The sequence below is a fragment of the Nocardioides candidus genome, assembly GCF_041321175.1.
Lineage (GTDB): Bacteria > Actinomycetota > Actinomycetes > Propionibacteriales > Nocardioidaceae > Nocardioides.
In genome coordinates, this window is sequence record NZ_JBGGWC010000005.1 from 26,184 (window position 1) to 45,835 (window position 19,652).

Below are 19,652 nucleotides of genomic sequence, written 5' to 3' on the forward strand. Positions count from 1 at the left end.
GTCAGTCCTCGGACAGCAGGGTGTGGATGTCGGACGCGAGCTCGGTGGCGGACGTCTCCTGGTTCCAGATGACGGTCGCCTCGTCGTGGTCGTCGATGCCGAGCACGTAGGTCGAGTGCCCGCCGAGATCGTAACCACCCGTGGGCAGCTTCTTCCCGTCGTTCACGTAGAGGTGGAGCGGGTCCCCGGCCTTGATGATGTCGCCGATGTCGCCGGTCAGCCCGATGAAGGCGTCGTTGTAGCCGTCGAGGTAGCGGCGCAGGGTCTGCTCGTCGTCGCGCTCGGGGTCGGTCGTGACGAACACCATGTCGGTGTCGGCACGGTCGCTGTCGTCGAGCCGGTTGAAGGCCGCGGCGATGTTGTTCATCACGAGCGGGCAGAAGTCGGGGCAGTGGGAGTATCCGAAGAAGACCAGGGTGAGCGGCTTGTCGGTGTCGGCCGCGAGGGAGTACGGCGCCCCGTCGGTGTCGGTCAGCTCGACCTTCGGCGCCGCGTAGGGCTGGTCGAGCCGGATCCCCGTGAACTTCCCGGGGTCGTCCTTGCTGCAGGCCGCCAGCCCCAGCGCCAGCAGGACGGCGACACCCAGGGCGACGCGCCTTCTCATCTAGCCACGCACTCCGCGAGCGAGGTCCTCGGTCAGCGCGGCGAGCGCCTTGAGGCCGGCGGCCCGGTCGTCGGCGTGGTCGAGCAGCGCGCGGACGAACGCGGACCCGACGATCACGCCGTCGGCGTACGACGCCACCTCGGCCGCCTGCGCACCGTTGCTCACCCCCAGGCCCACGCCCACCGGGAGGCCCGGCGCGGACGCTTCGATCGCCTTCTTCGTGCGGGCGACCAGGGGCCCGGCGAGGTCGCTGGTCGCGTCGCGCGCCCCGGTCACGCCCATCACCGCGGTCGCGTAGACGAATCCGCGGCACGCCGCGGTGGTCATCGTGATGCGTTCGTCGGTCGAGGACGGTGCGACCAGGAAGACCTTGTCGAGGCCGCGCGCGTCGGCGGCGACGATCCACTCGGGCGCGAAGTCCGGCGTGAGGTCCGGGGTGATCAGCCCGGCGCCGCCGGCGTCGTGGAGGTGCTGGGCGAACCGGTCGACGCCGTAGCGCTCGACGGGGTTCCAGTAGGTCATGACCAACGTCGGCGTGCCGGTCGCCGCGACGGCCTCGACGGTGCGCAGCACGTCGGTGGTGCGGACGCCCGCCTCGAGCGCGCGCTGCGCGGCGGCCTGGATCGTCGGCCCGTCCATCACGGGGTCGCTGTAGGGCAGGCCGATCTCGATCACGTCGCAACCGGCGTCGACCATCACCTTCAGGGCGTCGATGCCGCCCTCCACGCTGGGGTAGCCGGCGGGCAGGTAGCCGACCAGGGCGGCCCGGCCCTCGCCGCGCGCCCGGTCGTAGGCGGTGCCGACGGTGGTGGTCACTTCTTCTCCCCGACCGTGCCCAGCCCGAAGTAGTCCAGGGCGGTGCCCATGTCCTTGTCGCCGCGCCCGGACAGGTTGACCAGCAGGGTCTGGCCCGGACGCTCCTTCGCGACCTCGAGGGCGCCGGCGACGGCGTGTGCCGACTCGATCGCGGGGATGATGCCCTCGGTGCGTGCGAGCAGCGCCATCGCGTCCATCGCGGCCGCGTCGGTGACGGGGAGGTACGTCGCCCGGCCGCTGGCCGACAGCGATGCGTGCTGCGGGCCGACGCCCGGGTAGTCGAGCCCCGCGGAGATGGAGTGGGACTCGACGGTCTGGCCGTCGGCGTCCTGGAGCACGTAGGTGCGCGCGCCGTGGAGCACGCCGATGCTGCCGGCGAAGATCGTCGCCGCGTGGCGACCGGAGTCGACCCCGTCGCCGCCCGCCTCGAAGCCGTAGATGTCGACCTCGGGATCGTCGAGGAATCCGGCGAACAGGCCGATCGCGTTGGAGCCGCCACCCACGCACGCCGCGATGGCGTCGGGCAGGCTGCCGGTCAGGTCGAGGCACTGGCGGCGCGCCTCGTCGCCGATCCCGCGCACGAAGCTCAGCACCAGGCTGGGGAACGGGTGCGGGCCGGCAGCGGTGCCGAAGAGGTAGGCGGTGTGGTCGACGCTCGCCACCCAGTCGCGCAGGGCCTCGTTGATCGCGTCCTTGAGCGTGCGCGAGCCGCTCTTCACCGGGATCACCTCGGCGCCGAGGAGCTGCATGCGGGCGACGTTGAGCGCCTGCCGCTCGGTGTCGACCTCACCCATGTAGACGGTGCAGTCGAGGCCGAGGTAGGCCGCGGCGGTCGCACTGGCGACGCCGTGCTGGCCGGCGCCGGTCTCCGCGATGACCCGGGTCTTGCCCATCCGCTTGGTCAGCAGGGCCTGGCCGAGCACGTTGCGGATCTTGTGCGCGCCGGTGTGGTTGAGGTCCTCACGCTTCAGCAGGATCCGCGCGCCGGAGTGGTCGGAGAGCCGGTGCGCCTCGTAGAGCATGCTCGGGACGCCCGCGTAGTTCTGGAGCAGTCCCTCGAACTCGGCGACGAACGTCGGGTCGACCATCGCGTCCTGCCAGGCGGCCTCGAGCTCGTCGAGCGCCGCGATGAGCGCCTCCGGCATGAAACGGCCGCCGAAGCTGCCGGCGCCGCCGTACCAACCGTGCAGGTCGGCGTCGAAGCCTCCGTCGGGTCCCGGGGTGCTCACGCTTCCACTCCTGTCATCGCTGCGACGGCCTCACGCGGCGCGCCGTCCTTGACCAGCGCCTCGCCCACGAGCACGACGCGGGCGCCCTCGGACACGAAGCGCTTCACGTCGGTGGGCCCGTTGATGCCGGACTCCGCCACCAGCACCCGGTCGGAGGGCACCAGGGGGGCGAGCCGGGCGAAGGTGTCGTTGTCGACCGCGAGCGTCTTGAGGTTGCGCGCGTTGACGCCGATCAGCTCGGCACCGAGGGCGACCGCCCGCTCGGTCTCTCGCTCGTCGTGCACCTCGACCAGCACGGTCAGGCCGAGCTCGCGCGCGGTGTCGTGCAACCGGCGCAGCTCCTCGTCGGCGAGGGCTGCCACGATCAGCAGGGCCAGGTCGGCGCCCGCAGCGCGCGCCTCGAGCAGCTGGTAGTCGGTGACGATGAAGTCCTTGCGCAGCACGGGCACGTCGACGGCCGCACGCACGGCACGCAGGTCGTCGAGGCTGCCGCCGAAGCGGCGCTGCTCGGTGAGCACGCTGATCGCGGCCGCGCCACCCTCGGCGTAGGCGGTCGCGAGCGCTGCGGGATCGGGGATGTCGGCGAGGTCGCCCTTGCTGGGGCTGCGTCGCTTCACCTCGGCGATGACGCTCGATCCGGACGCCCGGAAGTGCGGCATCGGGTCGCGAGGGGCGGGCGCGTCGGCGAGCCTGGCACGGAGGTCGGCGGCGGGGACGGCCGCCTGTCGGACCGCGAGATCCTCCCGCACCCCGGCGACGATGTCGTCCAGGACCGACATTTCCCCTCCGTGCAAATCGTGTGATCCCGCTCAGAAACAATCCGCATGGCGGGTTTCCAGTCTCCCACGAGGTCGATATCGTCTCGACACCGCCCGCGATCCGACCGGGCCATAAGAAGGGTGTTGTCGTGAGCTACAACCAGCCTCCCCCGCCTCCCGGAGGCGCCTACGGCGCCCCCCAGCCCGCCTACGGCGGCGGCCAGCAGGAACATCCCCAGGGGACGATGATCCTGGTGATGGGCATTCTCGGCCTCGTGTGCTGCGGCATCCTGGCGATCGTGGCCTGGGTGATGGGCAACAAGGCACAGAAGGAGATCGACGCGGGTCAGTACGCCCCGACCAGCGGCGTGAAGATCGGTCGGATCCTCGGGATGGTCGGCACGATCCTCATGATCATCGGTGCCGTGTTCTACCTGCTCTTCTTCGTCATCCTGGCCGCGAACAGCTGATCGGTACCGGCTCGGGCGACAACGAGCAGCGGGGTCATGGCGCCAGCCATGACCCCGTTGTCGTGTTCCGGGCGATGGCGAAGGCCACCAGCAGCACGCCGACGACCACCGCGGACACGTTGCGCGCGCGCTGGGACGGGTCCCACGGGCGACCGGTCCACCGCCCGATGCTCCAGCGGGCGAAGACGTAGGCGATCAGGGGCAGGCTGGCGACGAAGAGCAGGTTGCTCGACGCAGCGTCGACGACCCGCAGGTTGCTGAGGTCGTTGACGGCCCGCAGGCCGCCGCAGCCCGGGCAGCTGACGCCGAAGAGAGCCTTCGTCGGGCAGATGCCCCACGAGCCCTGGTCGTGCGGGTCGCGCACGTGCAGCGCGACCGTGGCGAGCGCGAGGGTGCCGACGGTCACCGCCGGCAGGAGCATCCGCCGCCAGGGGCGTCCGGAGCGTGCGCCGGCCGGGCCCGAGAGGGCCTTGTACGGCGGCGCGGCGCTCACGAGTCGTCCGGATCAGTGACCGGAGGTGTGGAGTCCGGCCTTGTCCATGACCACGAACACGACGGCGGCGGCGAGCACGATCACGACGCCGACCCAGAAGATCACCATGTTGACCGGGCTGAGCATGAGGCCGACCCCGCCCACCACGAACCCGAGCAGGGCCACGATGACGGCGGACCACGCCGCCGGGGTGTTGCCGTGGTTGTCAGACATGCAGGAGCTCCTCTGATCTGCGCTGCTCGGGTACGACCGGATTCTAGTGGGAGGTCTCGTCCGGGTCGGCCGCGGGCCCGTCCGTCGGGTCCTCCCCCTCGTCCATCGACTTCCACAGGTCGAGGCTGGTGCGCTCCTCGGCCGGCGTGCCGGTGCCGGCCGCGTCGTGGGAGGTGGGGGCGTCGTACTTGCTGCCCATCTCGGGCCACTCGGGCACGTAGAGCACTGCGGCGACCGCCGCTCCTGTCGCGACGACCGACGCGACCAGCGCGACCCAGAACCAGGGGGTCCAGTCCAGCTTGAGCTGGTCGGAGACCACCGACAGCCCGAGGTTGTCGGCGATGTCGTCGCGAGCGTTCGACTTCTGGACGAACCCGCCGATGACCACCACGGCGAAGGTGCCGGCCGAGCTGAGCGCGGCCAGCGCGGCGACGGCCCGGCGCACCCGGCCGCGCGACACCAGGAGCACGCCCCAGCACGCGATCGCGACCAGGGCGAGCGCCCCCACGAGGGGGAACTCGGCCTGCGCGGCGCCCTGCCCAGCGATCGCCGCGAGGCCCCGCTGCGTGATCTCGGCGTCGGGCACCTCGAGCATCGGCTTGTGACCGGCGACGGCGGCGGCCACGGCCGAGGCGAGGCCGACCAGCACCACCGGCGCGAACGTACGACGGCCGTCCCGCTGCCGTGCCGCCTCGGGCGTCGCCGCTTCCTTCTCCTCGCCGCTCACGACAGCAGGCCCGCGTCGAAGCAGGTGCGCGTGCCGGTGTGGCAGGCGGGACCCTCCTGGTCGACCTTCAGCAGGAGCGTGTCGCCGTCGCAGTCGAGCCGCACCTCCTTGACGTGCTGGCGGTGGCCCGAGGTCTCGCCCTTGACCCAGTACTCCTGGCGCGAGCGGCTCCAGTAGGTCGCGCGGCCGGTCGTCAGGCTGCGGTGCAGTGCCTCGTCGTCCATCCACGCGAGCATCAACACTTCGCCGGTGTCGTGCTGCTGGACGATCGCGGGCACCAGGCCGGTCTCGGTGCGCGCGAGACGGTCGGCGATGGCGGGGTCGAGGGAGCTCACCCGACCATTATCGCCGGGAACCGCTCAACCCTGCTGGGCCACCCACGAGGCGTGCAGCCCGGCGTAGATCGAACCCTGCTCGCCGACCAGCGTGGCGTGCGGCCCGCGCTGGACGATCCGGCCCCTGTCGACGACGACCACCTCGTCGGCGGCCTCGGCCGTGGAGAGCCGGTGGGCGATGGTGACGGAGGTCCGGCCCGTCATCAGCCGCTCGAGCGCGCGCCCGATGCGGGTCTCGAGCTCGGGGTCGACCGCGCTCGTCGCCTCGTCGAGGACGAGCAGGTCGGGGTCGGCGAGCTGCGCACGCAGCAGCGCGACCAGCTGCCGCTCCCCCGCCGAGAGCGACTCGCCGCGCTGGCCGACCCTGGTCGCGAGGCCGTCGGGCAGCCCTGCGAGCCAGTCACCGAGGCCCAGGTCGCCCGCCGCCGCGACGATCTCCTCGTCGGTGGCGAGCAGCCGGCCGTAGCGGACGTTGGCGGCCAGGGTGTCGTCGAAGAGGAAGCCCTCCTGCGGCACGAGCACCACGCTCGAGCGCAGCGAGACCTCCGAGATCTCGCGGACGTCGACGTCGTCGAGCAGCACCCGGCCCTGCGTCGGGTCCATGAGCCGCGTCAGCAGCTTGGCGAGGGTCGACTTGCCCGACCCCGTCTCGCCGACGACCGCCACCCGGCGCCCGGCCGGGATGTGGAGGTCGATGTCGCGCAGGACGGGCGGTCCGCCGGGGTAGGCGAAGCCGACCTTCTCGAAGGTCACGTCGAGGGCACCGGCAGGCAGGGTCTGCCCGTCGGGTCCGGGGTCGACCAGGTCGGCCGGGGTGTCGAGGATCCCGATCACGCGGCGCCAGCCGGCGATGGCGTTCTGCGCGTCGGTGAGGATCTGCGTGCCGAGCTGCACGGGGCCCACGAAGAGCGTGACGATGAACGCGAAGGCGAGCACCTCGCCGGCCGTGATGTCGGCGGCCCACAACCGGCCCTGACCCAGCCAGATGCCGACGACCAGCACGCCGGCGTTGGCCAGCCCCGCGGAGACGCCCCCCAGCGAGAAGGAGAACGCCGTGAAGCCCTGCGCGCGGGTCGAGGCCGCCTGGTGTGCCGCCACCGCGGCGTCGATGCGCTCCTGGGTGCGGGCCTCGACGGCGTAGGACCGCACGACGGCGGCGCCGACCACCGGCTCGGAGATCGCCGAGAGCAGCACGCCGACCTGGCGCCGTACGGTCGCGTAGGCCGCCGAGAGCTTGCGCTGGAAGTAGCGCAGGCTCAGAAAGAGCGGTGCGAAGCACAGCCACACCACCAGGGCGAGCTGCCAGCTGTAGTAGACCATCACGATCGTCGCGATCACGATCTGCCCGACGCTGACGACCGAGAGCAGGCCGCCGAAGACGAGGAACTGGCTGACCTGGTCGACGTCGCTCGTCACGCGCGCGACCAGCGCCCCTCGGCGCTCGGTGTTCTGGGTGAGCAGCGGCAGGTCGTGCACGTGGCGGAAGGCCTTCACGCGCAAGGTGGCCAGCCCACGCTCGGAGGTGGAGAACAACCGCGACGTCATCGCGTACGACGCCCAGCTGGTCACCACGATCGCGGCCGCTGCCGCGAGGGCGAGCCACGTGGTGAAGGTCGCGTCGGGCCCGTCAGGTCCGCGCAGGCCGCGGTCGATCGTCTGCTGCACCGCGATCGGCACGACCACCTGCCCGACCGAAGCGAGCACCGCCAGGGCCAGCGTCCTGCCGATGCCCTCCTTGAGCTCGGGCGAGTGGGCGACGCCGCGCCGGATCGTCTCCCAGGCACCGATGCTCTCGCCGGTGTCCATCGTCGTCATGGCGTCACCGCCTCGGGCTCGTGCTCGGTCTCGTAGGCGTTGACCAGGCGCGCGTAGTCGTCGTTGCGGGCGACCAGCACGTCGTGCGGCCCGCGGTCGACGATGGCTCCGTCGGAGAGGTAGAGCACCTCGTCGGCGAGGCCGATCGTGGCCTTGCGGTAGGCGACGACGACGAGGGTCGCGTCGTGGTCGGCGCCGCGGAGGCCGGCGAGGATGCGGGCCTCGACCTCCGGGTCGACCGCCGAGGTGGCGTCGTCGAGCACCAGCAGCCGAGGCCGGCGCACCAACGCCCGGGCGAGCGAGATGCGCTGCCGCTGACCGCCCGACAGCGAGGTGCCGCGCTCCCCCAGCCGGGTGTCGAGGCCTGCGGGCAGCGCCGCCACGAACCCGTCTGCCTGGGCCGTCCTCAGCGCCTCCCACACGGCCTCGTCGGGCACGTCGGCACCGAGGGTCACGTTCCCGCGCACGGTGTCGTCGAAGAGGAACGCCGTCTGCGGCACGACCGAGAGCACCTCGGCCAGCTGTCCGCGGGCGAGGTCGCGCAGGTCGATGCCGTCGACGCGGATCGCGCCGGCGTCGACGTCGACCAGCCGGGTGAGCAGGTTGGTGAGGGTGCTCTTGCCCGAGGCGGTCGCGCCGACCAGGGCGACCGTGCGCCCGGGCTCCACCGCGAAGGTGACGTCGCGCAGCAGCGGCCGGCCGGCCTGGTAGCCGTAGCGCAGGCCGTCGACCTCCAGCCGCGCACCGCCCTCGGTCGCGGGAGCCGCCACGCCGCCGTACTCCATCGCGCCGGAGGCGCGCAGCACCGCGTCGACCCGGCGGTAGCCCACGACGCTGCGCGGGAACTCCCCCAGCAGCCAGCCGATCGAGCGGATCGGGAAGGAGACGACCGTCAGGAGGTAGGTCACGGTGACGACGTCGCCCGCGACGGTCGCGCCCGACAGCACGCGATGGACACCGAGGACCAGGACGATGAGCACCGCGATGTTGGGCAGCGCGGCCAGGGTCGGGTCGAACGCGGCGCGGATCCGGCCGACGCGGATGTTGGCCTCACGCAGCTCCTCGGCCTTCGCCCGGAAGCGAGCGGTCTCCTCGGGCTCGCGGCCGAGCGTCTTGACGACCATGGCGCCGTCGAACGACTCGTGCGCGATCTCGGAGAGCTCCGCCCGCAGCTGCTGCGCGCGCGTCGCCCAGCCCTGCGCCAGGCGCTGGTAGACGACGTTGGTCGCGATGACGAGCGGGAAGACGAGGAGGCCGACGACCGCGAGCGCCAGGTCGGCGAAGAGCATCTGGACGACGGCGATCACCATCATCGCCACCGTGCCCACCGCCATCGGGAGCGGCGCGATCGGGCCCCAGGCCGCCTCCACGTCGGAGTTGGCGTTGGACAGCAGCTCGCCCGTGGGGTGCCTCTGGTGCCACTCCATCGGCAGCGACAGGTACTGACGTGTCACCGCCCGGCGGCTGCTGGCCTGCATGCGGTACTGCATGACGCCGGCGCCGAGCCGGCGCGCGACGATGCCGACGGCGCGGAGGATCGCGACGCCGAGGAAGAGGCCGAGCACGGCCCACAGCAGGCCGGTGCCGATCTCGCCGTCACGGAAGGCCGGCAGCACGACGTGGTCGGTCGACCAGCCGAGCACCCACGCGTCGGCCACGGTCAGGGCGCCGAACAGCAGGCTGCCGATCGTCGAGACCGTGAAGATGACCGGCTCGCGCTTGATCGCGACCCAGAGGACGGCGAACCCGGCGCTGGTCGACCCCGCGCCACTCTTCCGCTCGTCCGTCACTTCGGTCCTGCTCCTGCGCCTGGCAGCGCCGTCGTCCGCCCCGTCCCCGCCGCAACCGGGCGGGAGGGGCAGCGTATTCCCGCGCCTGACATCCTGCTGCCATGACCTCCTTCGCGAAGGCCGAGCGGGCGCGGCTCTGCGACCTCGCCCTCGAGGCCGGTCCGGACGCGCCGACGCTGTGCGGTGACTGGACCGTGCGCGAGCTCGTCGCGCACCTGGTCCTGCGCGAGCACAGCCCGCTGTCGGCGGGCATCGTCGTGCCACCGCTGGCCGGGATCACGGAGCGCGCGACCACGCGCAAGGCGGAGCGGAAGGACTTCGAGGACCTGGTGGAGCGGGTACGACGCCCGCTCAGCCCGATGGCGCTCCCGGGTGTGGACGCGGCGCTCAACACCGCCGAGTTCTTCGTGCACCACGAGGACATCCGGCGCGCCGGCCCTGGTTGGTCCCCACGCGACCTGACCGGGTCGGAGCAGGACGCCCTCTGGCGCGTGCTGCGGGTCTCCGGCAAGGGGCTGGTCCGTCCCGCGGGCGTGCCCGTGGTCGCCCGGCGCACCGACACCGGCGCGAAGACGGCGCTCCGCTCGGGCGGCGACCCGGTGGTGGTCAGCGGGCTGCCGGCCGAGCTCGTCCTCTTCGTCTACGGGCGCGGCGAGGTCCGCGACGTCACGTTCGAGGGCCCTGCCGACCGCGTCGAGCAGCTGCGCACGGCGAAGCTCGGCATCTGACCCCGGACCTCCGGGCTCAGAGGTCGCGGATCGCGGTCGCCGGGTCCTCGATGGCGTCGGCGACCACGCGCATGAACCCCGCCGCCGTACCTCCGTCGCAGACGCGGTGGTCGAAGACGAACGACATCTGGGTGATCTTGCGCGGCACGATCTCCCCGTCGACGACCCACGCCCGGTCGAGGATCCGGCCGAACCCGAGGATCGCCACCTGCGGGTGGTTGATGATCGCGGCGCTGCCGTCGACCCGGAACCCGCCGTAGTTGTTGAGCGTGAACGTCCCGGCCGCGAGCTCCTCGGCGGTCGCCCGGCCCGCGCGCGCCCGCTCCGTCAGGTCCCGGAGGGCGCCATCGAGCTGTGCGGTCGTCATCGCATCGGCGCCGAGCACGGCGGGCACCACGAGACCTCGCTCGCCCTGCACCGCGATGCCGAGGTGCACGTGGTCGTGCTCCACGATCTCCTGGCGCTCGGTGTCGACGCGCGCGTTGAGGACCGGGTAGCGCTTGAGACCGGCGACGACGAACCGCGCGAGGTAGGCGAGGATCCCCGGACCCGGGTCGCCCGGCGTCCGGGTGCTCTCGCGCAGCTCCCACAGGGCGGTGGCGTCGACGTCGACCCAGACCGTCGCCTCGGGGATCTCCGCCCGGCTGCGGGAGAGCGACGCCGCGACCGTGCGGCGGAAGCTGCTCAGCGCCGTCCGGCGCTCTCCGGACGCGGGGCCGGTGGGCGCTGCGGCCGCAAGGCCGTCGCGGGCCGCCAGCGCTCGTACGACGTCGCTGCGCGTCACCAGGCCGTCGGCGCCGGTCCCCGCCACGGCCGCGAGGTCGACACCGCCGTCACGGGCGAGGCGACGTACGACGGGCGAGGCCACCGGACGCCGCGACGCGACCTCCGGAGCGGGGGCAGCAGGAGCAGGAGCCGGGGCAGGCACGGCCGGTGCGGCTGTACCGCGGGGCGCGCGACGACGGCCACGCGCGGGGCCGTCGCCGGTCCCGTAGCCGATGAGCACGTTGCCCGAGCCCGCCCGCTCCTCCTCGCGATAGGCCCGCGCTGCCCCGTCAGCCGCGCCTGACGCGTCGGCCGCGCCGATCGTGATGAGCGGTGCGCCGACGGCGACCGTGCCGCCCTCGTCGGCGTGCAGGGTGGTCACCGTGCCGGCGTACGGCGACGGCACCTCGACGATCGACTTCGCGGTCTCGACCTCGGCGATCGTCTCGTCGACCCGCACCTCGTCGCCGACCTGCACCCACCACTTCACGACCTCGGCCTCGGTGAGGCCCTCACCGAGGTCCGGGAGCCGGAAGACCTGGTCGCTCGCCGTCGTCGTCATGACTCCTCCCACTGCAGGTCGTCGACGGCGTCGAGGATCCGGTCGACCGAGGGCAGGTGGAGGTGCTCCAGCTTCGGCGGCGGGTAGGGGATGTCGAAGCCGGTCACCCGCCGCACGGGCGCGTGGAGGTGGTGGAAGCAGCGCTCGGTCACCCGCGCCGCGATCTCGGAGGCGACGCTCGCGAACCCCGCGGCCTCGGCGACGACCACCGCGCGACCGGTCGATCGCACGGCCTCGCACACGGTGGCGTCGTCGAAGGGCACGATGGAGCGCACGTCGACCACCTGGAGGCTGCGGCCCTCCTGGGCCGCGACGTCGGCCGCGTCCAGTGCGACCGGGACCGACGGCCCGTAGGCGATCAGCGTCGCGTCGGTGCCCTCGCGGACCACGGCGGCCCGTCCGATGCCGGGCACCGGGCGGGACAGGTCGACCTCCTCCTTGGCCCAGTAGAGCTTCTTGGGCTCGAGGAACACGACCGGGTCGGGCGAGGCGATCGCCTCGCGCAGCAGCCCGTAGGCGTCGGCCGCGTTGGCCGGGGCGAGCACGTGCAGGCCCGGCGTGTGCGCGTAGTAGGACTCCGAGGAGTCGCAGTGGTGCTCGACTCCCCCGATCCCCCCGGCGTAGGGCACCCGGATCACGAGGGGTACGGCGACCCGCCCGCGCGTGCGGTTGCGCAGCTTCGCGACGTGGCTGACCACCTGCTCGAAGGCCGGGTAGGCGAAGGCGTCGAACTGCATCTCGACCACTGGCCGCATGCCGTTCATGGCGAGGCCGACCGCCATGCCGACGATGCCGGACTCGGCGAGCGGGGTGTCGAAGCAGCGGTCGTCGCCGAACTCCGCCGTCAGCCCGTCGGTGATGCGGAAGACGCCGCCGAGCGGGCCGACGTCCTCGCCGAACACCAGGACCGACGGGTCCTCCGCCAGGGAGTCCCGCAGCGCGCGGTTGAGCGCCTGCGCCATCGTGAGCTTCTCGAACGTCACAGGGCGGCCTCCCGCTCGATCTCGTCGGCGAGCATGGCCGCCTGCTCCGCGAGCTGGGGCGTGCGCTCGGCGTAGACGTGGGCGAAGAGGTCGTCGGGCCGCGGCTCGACGTCCCGGTTGAGGCCGTCGCGGGTGTGGGCCGCGACCGCCTCGGCCGCCTCGGAGTACGACGTCGCGAGCTCGTCCGTGAGAGCGCCTCGTGCACGCAGGTAGGCCTCGAGCCGGGTGAGCGGGTCGCGCTCCACCCAGGCGGCGACCTCGGCGTCCTCGCGGTAGCGCGACGCGTCGTCGGCGTTGGTGTGGGCCTGCATGCGGTAGGTGTGCGCCTCGACCAGCTGGGGTCCTTCGCCGGCCCGCGCGCGGTCGACGGCCGCGCCGAGCACGGTGAGCAGGGCGGCCACGTCGTTGCCGTCGACGCGCTCCCCGGGCACGCCGTAGCCCACGCCCTTGTGGGCGATCGACGGGGCCGCGGTCTGCCGGGCCAGCGGGACCGAGATGGCGTACTCGTTGTTCTGCACGAAGAAGACGACCGGCGCGCGGAACACGGCTGCGAAGTTGAGGGCCTCGTGGAAGTCGCCCTCGCTCGTCGCGCCGTCGCCGCAGAGCGCGAGGACGACGGTCTGCTCGCCCTTCAGGCGCGCCGCGTGGGCCACCCCGACGGCGTGCAGCAGCTGGGTGGCCAGCGGCGTCGCCTGCGGGGCGACCCGGGTCGCCACGGGGTCGTAGCCCGAGTGCCAGTCGCCCTTCAGCAGCACGAGCACCTCGACCGGGTCGACGCCCCGGGCGACGATCGCCGCGGTGTCGCGGTAGGTGGGGAACAGCCAGTCCTCCGGGCCCAGCACCAGTGCCGCGGCGACCTGGCAGGCCTCCTGCCCGTGCGAGGACGGGTAGACGGCCAGCCGGCCCTGGCGGACCAGGGCGGACGCCTGGTCGTTCAACCGGCGCGCAACGACCAGCGCGGCGTACGCGGTCAGGAGCGCGTCGTCGGCCGGCACCGTCGCCCCCGTCACGGCCGTCCCGGACGGGTCGACGAGCCGGACCGGCTCCTCCGACGGCAGGAGATCCAGGTCACGTGTCATGGCCTCAGCCTGCCGGGGTTGCCATAGAGATGCTACAAGGCCAGAAAATGCGAGAATATGTCCGAGCCCTGGGGCCTTCAGGTAGCCGAACGTCCGATCCCCCTGCACCACGACCGAGGAGCGCGAGACACATGGTCACCCCGTTGGACGAGACCGATCGCCGCATCGTGGACGCGCTCGTCGACGATGGGCGCCTGTCGATGCGCACGCTCGCCGAGCGCCTCCACATCTCGCGGGCCAACGCCTACGCCCGGGTCGACCGGTTGCGCACCACCGGCGTCATCCGCGCCTTCCGCGCCGAGGTCGATCCCGAGCTGAGCGGGCTGGGCACGTCGGCGTACGTCACCCTCAACGTGCGGCAGGCCGCCTGGCGCCAGATCGCGGAGCAGCTGCAGGCGTTGCCCGGCATCGTGCACATCGCCCTGGTCGGTGGCGAGTTCGACGTCGTGCTCCTCGTGCGGGCGCGCGACAACGCCGACCTGCGCCGCCTCGTGCTCGACGAGATCCAGGGCATGGAGGGCGTCGTCACGACGCGCACCCTGCTGGTCTTCGAGGAGCCCGAGCCCCACGGCCCGCGCCCGACCGACTGATGCGGTGAGGGCCCCGGCTCAGAGGTCCTTGCGCATCAGGTGGTTGGTGTGGCCCGGCGGGAAGTCGACCTCGCGGCCGTAGGTGACGTAGCCGCACCGGGCGTAGAAGTCCGGCGCCTGGAAGTCCCAGGTGTTGAGCTTCGCCCACTGGCAGCCGCGCCCGCGGGCCTGGTCCTCGACCGCGGCGAGCAGGCGTCCGACCAGTCCCGCTCCCCGGTGGTCCGGGCGGACCCACATCATGTCGATGGTCAGCCACCGCCACACCTCGACGGTGTTGCCGACGCAGCCGCCGAGCAGGCCGCCGTCGCTGTCGAGCGCGTAGGCCACGACCGGTCGCGAAGGCAGGTTGTCCGGCTCGAACCGCCGCCGGATCATTGCCGACGCCGCCTGGTTGTGCTCCACGAGCCGTTCGGTGGTCTCGTCCTCCAGGCGCTCGTCGGGAGTCGTCTCGATGCGCCAGCTCACGAGGCCAACCTCCCGCGGCCGCACCGGGCCGGTCAACCGGATTCAGCGCACCGGATGACCTGCGGCCGACAGGCCGTGCTTCACGTCGGCGATCCGCAGGGTGCCGAAGTGGAAGACCGTCGCAGCGAGTACGGCGTCCGCACCGGCGTCGACGGCAGGAGGGAAGTGCTCCACGGCGCCGGCGCCCCCGGACGCGATGACGGGGATCGCCACCTCGCGGCGGACGGCGCGGATCAGCTCCAGGTCGAAGCCGGACGTGGTGCCGTCGGCGTCCATGGCGTTGAGGAGGATCTCCCCCGCGCCCAGCTCGGCGGCACGGACCGCCCAGGCGATCGCGTCGAGGCCGGCCGACCTCCGTCCGCCGTGCGTGGTGACCTCGAAGCCGGAGTCGGTGCCCTCCGCGCGCCGCGCGTCGACGGAGAGCACGAGCACCTGGTTGCCGAACCGGTCGGCGATCTCGGCGACCAGCTCGGGCCGGTCGATCGCCGCGGTGTTCACCGCGATCTTGTCAGCGCCCGCGCGCAGCATGGTGTCGACGTCGTCGACGGTGCGGATGCCGCCGCCGACCGTGAGCGGGATGAAGACCTGCTCGGCGGTGGCGGACACCATCTCGAGGGTGGTCGCGCGACCTTCGTGCGAGGCCGAGATGTCGAGGAACGTCAGCTCGTCGGCACCCTCGGCGTCGTAGGTGCGGGCCAGCTCGACGGGGTCGCCGGCGTCACGGAGCTCCTTGAAGTTGATCCCCTTCACCACGCGTCCGGCGTCGACGTCGAGGCACGGGATGACCCGGACGGCGAGGCTCATCGGGCGGCAGGCAGGGTCAGGGCGAGCGCGTCCTCGAGCGTGAACTGGCCCGTGTAGAGCGCCGTCCCTGCGATCGCGCCCTCGACGCCAAGAGGCACCAGCTCCATCAGCGCCCGGATGTCGTCGAGCGTGGTCACGCCCCCCGAGGCCACCACCGGTCGCTCGGTCGCAGCGCAGACGTCGCGCAACAGCTGCAGGTTCGGCCCCTGGAGCATGCCGTCCTTGTTGACGTCGGTGACGACGTAGCGCGCACACCCCTCGGCGTCGAGCCGGGCGAGCGTCTCGTAGAGGTCGCCACCCTCCTGGGTCCAGCCGCGGGCGGCCAGCGTGCGACCCCGCACGTCGAGACCGACGGCGACCCGGTCGCCGTACGTCGCGATCGCCCGCGCGCACCACTCGGGCTGCTCCAGCGCGGCGGTCCCGATGTTGACGCGCCGGCAGCCCGTCGACATCGCGGCCTCCAGTGACTCGTCGTCGCGGATGCCGCCGCTCATCTCGACCTTGATGTCCAGACGACCGACGATCTCGGCCTGCAGCGCGCGGTTCTCCCCGTGGCCGAACGCGGCGTCGAGGTCGACCAGGTGCAGCCACTCGGCGCCGGCCTCCTGCCACCGCAGGGCCGCCTCGATCGGGTCGCCGAAGCGCTTCTCGGACCCGTCCACGCCCTGCACCAGCTGGACGGCCTGCCCGCCCTTGATGTCGACAGCGGGAAGCAGCTCGAGGTAGTCAGACAAGACCGGTCACCCAATTCTTCAGCAGTTGCGAGCCGGCGTCGCCGGACTTCTCGGGGTGGAACTGGGTCGCGCACAACGGGCCGTTCTCCACGGCGGCGACGAAGCGGTCGCCTCCGTGCTCGGCCCAGGTGACCCTCGGCTGGTAGGCGTCCGGCGTGCGGTCGTTGGTCACCAGCGTCCAGTCCCGCACGCCGTAGGAGTGCACGAAGTAGAAGCGCTCGTCCTCGATGCCGGCGAACAGCCGCGAGCCCTCCGACGCCTCGACGGTGTTCCAGCCCATGTGCGGCACGATCGGCGCCTGCAGCCGCTCGACGACCCCGGGCCACTCACCGCAGCCCTCGGTCTCGACGCCGTGCTCGATGCCGCGCTCGAAGAGGATCTGCATGCCGACGCAGATGCCGAGCACCGGTCGCCCGCCCGCGAGGCGACGTCCGATCACCCGCTCGCCGCGGATCGCCCGCAGGCCGCCCATGCAGGCGGCGTAGGCGCCGACCCCGGGCACGAGGAGGCCGTCAGCCTCCATCGCCGCGTCGAGGTCGCCGGTCAGGGTCACCGAGGCGCCGACCCGCTCGACCGCGCGCACGGCGGAGCGGAGGTTGCCCGACCCGTAGTCGAGGACAACGACCGAGGGTCGGGTCACAGAGCGCCCTTGGTGGAGGGGATGCCCGTCTCGCGCGGGTCGAGCGCGACCGCGTCGCGGAACGCGCGGGCGAACGCCTTGAACTGGGTCTCCACGATGTGGTGCGGCTCGCGGCCGGCGAGGACGCGCACGTGGAGGGCGAAGTGGCCGTGGAACGCGATCGACTCGAAGACGTGCTGGGTCAGCGAACCGAGGTAGGAGACGCCGGAGCCGCCGAGCTGGACGTACTGCTGGCCCTCGGGCTCGCCGGTGTGCACGCAGTAGGGGCGGCCCGACACGTCGACCACGGCCTGCACGAGCGCCTCGTCGAGAGGGACCGTGGCGTCGCCGAACCTGCGGATGCCCTGCTTGTCGCCGAGGGCCGCCCGCAGCGCCTGGCCGAGCGCGATCGCGGTGTCCTCGGTCGTGTGGTGCGCGTCGATGTGCACGTCGCCCTCGGTCTGCACCGTCAGGTCGACCAGCGCGTGCCGGGCGAAGGCGGTGAGCATGTGGTCGTAGAAGCCCACGCCGGTGGAGATGTCGTGGCGGCCGGTGCCGTCGAGGTCGACCTCGACGACGACCTTGGACTCGCTGGTCTGGCGCTCGATGCGGGCAGTCCTGGCAGCGGTGCTCATGCGCGCTCTCCGTTCACTTCCGTCAGAGCGGCCCGGAAGGCCGCCATCTCCTCGGGTGTCCCGACCGAGACCCGCAACCACCCGTCCGGCCCGGTCTCCCGGATCAGGACTCCCCGGTCGAGGAGACCCTGCCAGACAGCATGGCGGTCGGCGAATCGCCCGAACAACACGAAATTGGCGTCCGAGTCGGCGACGTCGTACGCCTGGGAGCGCAGCCACGCCACGAGCCGGTCCCGCTCGCCCCGCAGCTCGTCGACCTTCCCGAGCAGCTCGGGGGCGTGCGCGAGCGCCGCGAGGGCGACGGCCTGGGTGACCGCCGAGAGGTGGTAGGGCAGGCGGACGACCCGGATCGCGTCGCAGATGGCGGGGTCCGCGGCCAGGTAGCCCAGCCGCAGACCGGCCCCGGCGAACGCCTTGCTCATCGTGCGCGTCACGACGAGGTTGCGGTAGGTCGGCAGCAGCTCGAGCGCGCTCGGCACACCGGCGCGGCGGAACTCGCCGTAGGCCTCGTCGACGACGACCAGCCCGTCGCCCGCCGCCTCGCAGAGCACGCCGATCGCGTCATGCGGCAACGCCGTGCCGGTCGGGTTGTTGGGGCTCGGCAGCAGCACCACGCCCGGCTGCTCGGTCTTCACCAGGTCGCGGGCGACGTCGAGGTCGAGCGAGAAGTCCTCCTCGCGGCGACCGGCGACCCAGCGGGTGTGGGTGTCGCGGGCGTACTCCGGATACATCGAGTACGTCGGCGCGAAGCTCAGCGCCGTGCGCCCCGGACCGCCGAACGCCTGGAGCAGCTGCAGCATCACCTCGTTGGACCCGTTGGCCGCCCAGACCTGCTCCGGTGTGATCGCGCCCGCCACGTCGCGCGAGAGGTACGACGCCAGGGCGCTCCGCAGCTCCACGAACTCGCGATCGGGGTAGCGGTTGAGCGTCGCGGCAGCAGTGGCCGCGGCGGCCGCGATGTCGGCGACGCACGCCGCGGACGGGCCGTAGGGGTTCTCGTTGACGTTGAGCTGCACCGGCACGTCGATCTGCGGCGCCCCGTAGGGCTCGATCCCGGCGAGCTCAGGGCGCAGGGGCGGCCAGCTCACGGGGAGAACCTCACCGACACCGCGGCGCCGTGGCCCGGCAGGTCCTCGGCGCCGGCGAGCGTCACGACGTGGTCGGCGACCTCGGCGAGGCCCTCGCGCGAGTAGTCGACGACGTGCACCGACTTGGTGAACGCCCGGACCGACAGGCCCGAGGAGTGGCAGGCGCAGCCCGCCGTCGGCAGCACGTGGTTGGAGCCGGCGCAGTAGTCGCCCAGGCTCACGGGCGCGTAGGGGCCGACGAAGATCGCGCCGGCGTTGCGCACGCGACCCGCGACAGCAGCGGCGTCGGCGGTGTGGATCTCGAGGTGCTCCGCGGCGTAGGCGTCGACGACCGCGACGCCCTGCTCGACGTCGCGCACGAAGACGATGCCGGACTGCGGCCCGCTCAGCGACGTGCGGATCCGCTCGACGTGCTTGGTCGCCGCCACCTGCTTCTCCAGCTCGGCGTCGACGTCGTCGGCGAGCGACTCCGACGTCGTGACCAGGACCGCGGCGGCCAGCGGGTCGTGCTCGGCCTGGCTGATGAGGTCGGCGGCGACGAACGCCGCGTCCGCGGTGTCGTCGGCAAGGATCGCGATCTCGGTCGGGCCGGCCTCGGAATCGATGCCGACCTGGCCCTTGAGGAGCCGCTTCGCGGTGACCGTGTAGATGTTGCCCGGACCCGTGACCAGGTCCACCCGGTCGACCTGCACGGCGGCGTCGTCGAGGCCGTAGGCGAACATCGCGATCGCCTGGGCGCCGCCGACGGCGTACACCTCGTCGACGCCGAGCAGCGCGCACGCCGCCAGGATCGTCGGGTGCACCGAACCGCCGTACTCCTTCTGCGGCGGGCTGGACAGCGCGATCGACGGCACGCCGGCGGTCTGCGCGGGCACCACGTTCATGAGCACGCTCGACACGAGCGGGGCCAGGCCCCCCGGGACGTAGAGGCCGACCCGGCCGACCGGGACCTTGCGGTGGACCACCCGGGCACCGGGTCCGAGGTCGGTCACCGCGTCGGACTCGAGCTCGTTGGCGCAGGTCGCCCGCAGCCTGCGGATCGACTCCTCCAGGCCCGCCCGGATGGCGGGGTCGAGCTCGGCCAGCGCCGTCGCCAGTGCCTCCGGCGCGACCCTGATGTCCTCGACCCGGACCCCGTCGAACCGCTCGCCCAGCTCGCGGACCGCCTCGATGCCCCGAAGACGGACGTCCTCGCAGATCGCATGCACCGCCGGCACCGCGGCTTCGACGTCGAAGTCGGCGCGGGGCACGGCCGAGCGGTAGTCGACCGAGGGGTCGGCTGCGCGCAGGTCGATGCGACGGATGAGGGACATGCCCCGATTCTACGGTCGCACGTCCCTCGATCCGTCG

Annotated in this window: 23 protein-coding genes; 3 read left to right on the forward strand and 20 right to left on the reverse strand. The window is 72.6% G+C overall.

Translation table 11 applies throughout. The features are described from left to right. Position 1: 1 nt before the first annotated feature. From ACAX67_RS19505 to trpC, 4 genes are all read right to left on the reverse strand, one after another. On the reverse strand, positions 2-604 hold the full coding sequence (locus tag ACAX67_RS19505) for an SCO family protein (RefSeq protein ID WP_370705561.1): 603 nt from the start codon (positions 602-604) through the stop codon (positions 2-4). Further along, entirely contained in the window at positions 605-1,420 is an 816-nt protein-coding gene (gene trpA / locus ACAX67_RS19510; RefSeq protein WP_370705562.1) for a tryptophan synthase subunit alpha, read from the reverse strand. After that, entirely contained in the window at positions 1,417-2,565 is a 1,149-nt protein-coding gene (gene trpB / locus ACAX67_RS19515; protein ID WP_370705836.1) for a tryptophan synthase subunit beta, read from the reverse strand. Before trpB ends, trpA begins: the two co-directional genes overlap by 4 nt. An 80-nt stretch (positions 2,566-2,645) precedes the next feature. Next, positions 2,646-3,428: an indole-3-glycerol phosphate synthase TrpC gene (trpC, locus tag ACAX67_RS19520; RefSeq protein ID WP_370705563.1), complete on the reverse strand. Its 783-nt coding sequence runs from the start codon at positions 3,426-3,428 to the stop codon at positions 2,646-2,648. A gap of 128 nt (positions 3,429-3,556) precedes the next feature. Between trpC and ACAX67_RS19525 the strand changes: the two genes are divergently transcribed. Beyond that, the gene (locus ACAX67_RS19525; protein ID WP_370705564.1) at positions 3,557-3,877 is read left to right on the forward strand and encodes a DUF4190 domain-containing protein; all 321 of its coding nucleotides are present in this window, start codon (positions 3,557-3,559) and stop codon (positions 3,875-3,877) included. 34 nt (positions 3,878-3,911) lie between these two features. Here the strand turns inward: ACAX67_RS19525 and ACAX67_RS19530 are convergent, their stop codons facing one another. From ACAX67_RS19530 to ACAX67_RS19555, 6 genes are read right to left on the reverse strand one after another with little or no spacing between them, the layout of a single operon-like run. Further along, positions 3,912-4,370, reverse strand: a complete 459-nt coding sequence (locus tag ACAX67_RS19530) for a DUF2752 domain-containing protein (protein WP_370705565.1) — start codon at positions 4,368-4,370, stop codon at positions 3,912-3,914. A 12-nt stretch (positions 4,371-4,382) separates the two neighbouring features. Then, positions 4,383-4,583 carry an HGxxPAAW family protein gene (locus ACAX67_RS19535; protein ID WP_370705566.1) on the reverse strand — a complete coding sequence of 67 codons (201 nt, stop codon included), beginning with the start codon at positions 4,581-4,583 and terminating at the stop codon, positions 4,383-4,385. A 43-nt stretch (positions 4,584-4,626) separates the two neighbouring features. Next, positions 4,627-5,310, reverse strand: coding sequence for a Trp biosynthesis-associated membrane protein (locus ACAX67_RS19540; protein ID WP_370705567.1), 684 nt, complete (start codon positions 5,308-5,310; stop codon positions 4,627-4,629). Continuing rightward, positions 5,307-5,645, reverse strand: a complete 339-nt coding sequence (gene hisI / locus ACAX67_RS19545) for a phosphoribosyl-AMP cyclohydrolase (RefSeq protein ID WP_370705568.1) — start codon at positions 5,643-5,645, stop codon at positions 5,307-5,309. Before hisI ends, ACAX67_RS19540 begins: the two co-directional genes overlap by 4 nt. 24 nt (positions 5,646-5,669) lie before the next feature. Continuing rightward, positions 5,670-7,460, reverse strand: a complete 1,791-nt coding sequence (locus ACAX67_RS19550; RefSeq protein WP_370705569.1) for an ABC transporter ATP-binding protein — start codon at positions 7,458-7,460, stop codon at positions 5,670-5,672. Next, the gene (locus tag ACAX67_RS19555; RefSeq protein WP_370705570.1) at positions 7,457-9,250 is read right to left on the reverse strand and encodes an ABC transporter ATP-binding protein; all 1,794 of its coding nucleotides are present in this window, start codon (positions 9,248-9,250) and stop codon (positions 7,457-7,459) included. The genes ACAX67_RS19550 and ACAX67_RS19555 overlap by 4 nt, the downstream gene beginning before the upstream one ends. A gap of 101 nt (positions 9,251-9,351) precedes the next feature. On the opposite strand from ACAX67_RS19555, the gene ACAX67_RS19560 reads away from it, so the two are divergent. Further along, positions 9,352-9,978 carry a TIGR03085 family metal-binding protein gene (locus tag ACAX67_RS19560; RefSeq protein WP_370705571.1) on the forward strand — a complete coding sequence of 209 codons (627 nt, stop codon included), beginning with the start codon at positions 9,352-9,354 and terminating at the stop codon, positions 9,976-9,978. A gap of 16 nt (positions 9,979-9,994) precedes the next feature. Here the strand turns inward: ACAX67_RS19560 and ACAX67_RS19565 are convergent, their stop codons facing one another. Genes ACAX67_RS19565 through pdhA form a run of 3 tightly spaced genes read right to left on the reverse strand, consistent with a single transcriptional unit; the run spans position 9,995 to position 13,367 of the window. Further along, the gene (locus ACAX67_RS19565) at positions 9,995-11,305 is read right to left on the reverse strand and encodes a dihydrolipoamide acetyltransferase family protein (protein WP_370705572.1); all 1,311 of its coding nucleotides are present in this window, start codon (positions 11,303-11,305) and stop codon (positions 9,995-9,997) included. Further along, on the reverse strand, positions 11,302-12,288 hold the full coding sequence (locus tag ACAX67_RS19570; protein WP_370705573.1) for an alpha-ketoacid dehydrogenase subunit beta: 987 nt from the start codon (positions 12,286-12,288) through the stop codon (positions 11,302-11,304). Before ACAX67_RS19570 ends, ACAX67_RS19565 begins: the two co-directional genes overlap by 4 nt. After that, positions 12,285-13,367: a pyruvate dehydrogenase (acetyl-transferring) E1 component subunit alpha gene (gene pdhA / locus ACAX67_RS19575; RefSeq protein WP_370705574.1), complete on the reverse strand. Its 1,083-nt coding sequence runs from the start codon at positions 13,365-13,367 to the stop codon at positions 12,285-12,287. The genes ACAX67_RS19570 and pdhA overlap by 4 nt, the downstream gene beginning before the upstream one ends. 131 nt (positions 13,368-13,498) lie before the next feature. Between pdhA and ACAX67_RS19580 the strand changes: the two genes are divergently transcribed. Next, positions 13,499-13,957 (forward strand): Lrp/AsnC family transcriptional regulator, encoded by a 459-nt coding sequence (locus tag ACAX67_RS19580; RefSeq protein ID WP_370705575.1) that lies wholly within the window; start codon positions 13,499-13,501, stop codon positions 13,955-13,957. 18 nt (positions 13,958-13,975) lie between these two features. On the opposite strand, the gene ACAX67_RS19585 is transcribed toward ACAX67_RS19580, so the two are convergent. From ACAX67_RS19585 to hisD, 7 genes are read right to left on the reverse strand one after another with little or no spacing between them, the layout of a single operon-like run. Further along, positions 13,976-14,422 (reverse strand): GNAT family N-acetyltransferase, encoded by a 447-nt coding sequence (locus tag ACAX67_RS19585; protein WP_370705576.1) that lies wholly within the window; start codon positions 14,420-14,422, stop codon positions 13,976-13,978. Between the two features lie 42 nt (positions 14,423-14,464). After that, positions 14,465-15,226: an imidazole glycerol phosphate synthase subunit HisF gene (gene hisF, locus ACAX67_RS19590; protein WP_370705577.1), complete on the reverse strand. Its 762-nt coding sequence runs from the start codon at positions 15,224-15,226 to the stop codon at positions 14,465-14,467. Beyond that, a complete protein-coding gene (gene priA, locus ACAX67_RS19595; RefSeq protein WP_370705578.1) occupies positions 15,223-15,960 on the reverse strand; it encodes a bifunctional 1-(5-phosphoribosyl)-5-((5-phosphoribosylamino)methylideneamino)imidazole-4-carboxamide isomerase/phosphoribosylanthranilate isomerase PriA in 738 nt (245 codons plus the stop codon). The genes hisF and priA overlap by 4 nt, the downstream gene beginning before the upstream one ends. Further along, positions 15,953-16,600 carry an imidazole glycerol phosphate synthase subunit HisH gene (gene hisH, locus ACAX67_RS19600; protein WP_370705579.1) on the reverse strand — a complete coding sequence of 216 codons (648 nt, stop codon included), beginning with the start codon at positions 16,598-16,600 and terminating at the stop codon, positions 15,953-15,955. Before hisH ends, priA begins: the two co-directional genes overlap by 8 nt. After that, positions 16,597-17,214, reverse strand: a complete 618-nt coding sequence (gene hisB / locus ACAX67_RS19605; RefSeq protein WP_370705580.1) for an imidazoleglycerol-phosphate dehydratase HisB — start codon at positions 17,212-17,214, stop codon at positions 16,597-16,599. The genes hisH and hisB overlap by 4 nt, the downstream gene beginning before the upstream one ends. Further along, complete coding sequence (locus ACAX67_RS19610) at positions 17,211-18,302, reverse strand: histidinol-phosphate transaminase (protein WP_370705581.1); 1,092 nt, start codon at positions 18,300-18,302, stop codon at positions 17,211-17,213. The genes hisB and ACAX67_RS19610 overlap by 4 nt, the downstream gene beginning before the upstream one ends. Next, complete coding sequence (hisD, locus tag ACAX67_RS19615; protein WP_370705582.1) at positions 18,299-19,615, reverse strand: histidinol dehydrogenase; 1,317 nt, start codon at positions 19,613-19,615, stop codon at positions 18,299-18,301. Before hisD ends, ACAX67_RS19610 begins: the two co-directional genes overlap by 4 nt. Positions 19,616-19,652: the final 37 nt, after the last annotated feature.